The organism is Dietzia sp. DQ11-38-2 (assembly GCF_014145055.1).
Taxonomy (GTDB): Bacteria; Actinomycetota; Actinomycetes; order Mycobacteriales; family Mycobacteriaceae; genus Dietzia.
Genome location: NZ_JAALDW010000411.1, coordinates 1 through 2166, shown reverse-complemented (window position 1 = coordinate 2166; position 2166 = coordinate 1). Strand labels below are relative to the sequence as shown.

The window sequence follows — 2166 nt, the reverse complement described above, 5'->3', positions numbered from 1 at the left end:
GGGCCCGCCTGGCTACCGCTCGCCGCGTCTGCGGGACCTGCCCCGCCATCGCCGCATGCATGCAACTTCGCGATCACTACCGGGGCCGCCGCAACGGGGTCGACGGGATCCTCGCCGGCCGCCCCGCCTCGGCACCGGCATACAACCGCAAGGAGACAAGATGAGCACCCCCGACCACGCCGTGCTCCGGGCCGAGGGCGACGAGAGGGCCGTCCTGTGAGTAGCTGGCCCGACTTCCTCACCGTGCGACCTGTCGAGCGTTGGCTCGGCCAGGAGACCGCGGAGCGGCGCCGGTCGCCGTTCTCGGCCCCGTGGTCGAGCACCCTGCAGTTGCTCGACGACGAGCTGCGGCACGCCCAGGCCGACGATGCCGTGCTCCAGGTGTGCATCCCGGAGGCCGACTTCGGTGTCCGCGGCTACCCGCTGGCTCACGCGAAGGCGTGGTCGCCCGGGGTCATCCTGTCGTTCAACGGATCCGAGGGCTCGCTGTCGTTCCCGTGCGACTCGTTCGAGCGGTGGCAGGACAACCTGCGGGCGATCGCCCTGACGATGGAGTCGCTGCGTCGCATCAACCGGTACGGCGTCGCCCAGTCGGGCGAGCAGTACCGCGGCTGGCGGGCGATCGAGAGCACGGCCACGACGATGACAGCGGACGAGGCGCGGGACCGGCTTTCGGAGATCGGCGGAGCCGTAGGCAACGAGACGGACAAGGGTCTAGTCAGGCGTGCCCGCGCCATCGCCCACCCTGACCGCCACGACGGCGACACCACCCGGTGGGACGAGGTCGCCGCTCTCGCCGCACTTCTGGGAGTGACCTTGTGACCGCCCCGGATCGTCAGCGTGACGGTGGCGAGATCGTCGCTCTGGACACGACCGCCGGCTCTCGAATGATGTGGTTTGACCACGACGACGAGCGTGCGATCTTCCTCGACAACCGGGTGGAGAGCACTGAGGTCTGCGATGGGCGAACAGTCCACATACGGCCGGGAGTGCAGGCCGACTTCCGAGAGCTGCCGTTCGCGGACGCCACCTTCCACCACGTCGTGTTTGACCCGCCCCACCTGAAGCGTCTCGGAAAGAACTCCTGGACGAGGACGAAGTACGGCGCACTGTTCCCCACGTGGCGCGACGATCTGACTGCGGGCTTCCTCGAATGCTTCCGTGTGCTCCGCCCGAATGGGACGTTGATCTTCAAGTGGAACGAGGACCAGATCCCCGTGGCTGAAGTGCTCGCTCTCACGCCTGAGCGTCCGCTCTATGGGCACCGCTCCGGCCGACAGAGCAGGACGCACTGGATCTGCTTCATGAAGCGAGCCACGCCGTGACCCCCGCTGAGCATCGGGCCGCGGCCGAGCAATCCCTACTCGACGCGTGGGGCGCCGCAGACCCCACTCCGGAACTGCTGCGTGGCCTCACCCACGCCGTACTCGCGCTCATAGAGGAGGCACCACCTCATGCCACGTAGCTACGCCACCTTCGGCCTGGACTACTTCGACGACCCCGCGGTCATCGCACTGTCGGCCGACGCCGACCGCGTCTACCTACGCCTCGTCGTCTCCCCAACCGTCTCCCAAGCCGGCACCGGACCCTGGCAACCCCGCCAGCTCATCCGGCAACTCCCGGACTTCGACGAGGACCGGCTCGTGGCCGCCGCTCGCGAGCTCGAACAGGCCCGGTTCGCCTACATCGACACCGACACAGAAGAGGTGTTCATCCGGCCCCTCATGCGCCGCGACGGCGTTGCCCAGAAGCCCAACGTGTTGGCCTCTGCGTGCCGCGCGGCACTCCTGGTGCGGTCCCGTCGACTACGCCCGCTCATCGGTGCGGAGCTCGCACGGATCGCCCGGGAGCGCTACGCCGACGACCCCGAGACTGTCCCCGCGGGAGAGAAGCTCAAGGGGTCGGCGCTGGCCTATCGGACCGCGCATATGGCCCTCCATCAGACGATGCCAGCTCTCGGGGGAACCGAATTGGACCCTTCCACCCGAACCGTTCAGAACGGTTCGGAATCGTTCACCGAGAACCATTCAGAACCGTTCAACGAGAACCATTCACCGAGAACCCCCGGTGGTAGTGGTGGTGGAGGTGGTAGGGGAAGGGTTACTACCGAAGGTGGTACAGGTGGGGAGGTCGCGCGCGAGCACGAGCCTCCCACCCGCCAGCAGC

The 2166-nt window shown here is 67.8% G+C and carries 2 protein-coding genes and 1 pseudogene; all 3 read left to right on the top strand.

The window, feature by feature from the left end:
* The first annotated feature begins 216 nt into the window (after window positions 1-216).
* Window positions 217-822: a molecular chaperone DnaJ gene (locus G6026_RS13400; protein WP_182613459.1), complete on the top strand. Its 606-nt coding sequence runs from the start codon at window positions 217-219 to the stop codon at window positions 820-822.
* On the top strand, window positions 819-1325 hold the full coding sequence (locus G6026_RS13395) for a class I SAM-dependent methyltransferase (protein ID WP_309230311.1): 507 nt from the start codon (window positions 819-821) through the stop codon (window positions 1323-1325). Before G6026_RS13400 ends, G6026_RS13395 begins: the two co-directional genes overlap by 4 nt.
* A gap of 129 nt (window positions 1326-1454) precedes the next feature.
* Window positions 1455-2166: pseudogene (locus tag G6026_RS13390) on the top strand (hypothetical protein); the annotation flags it as partial.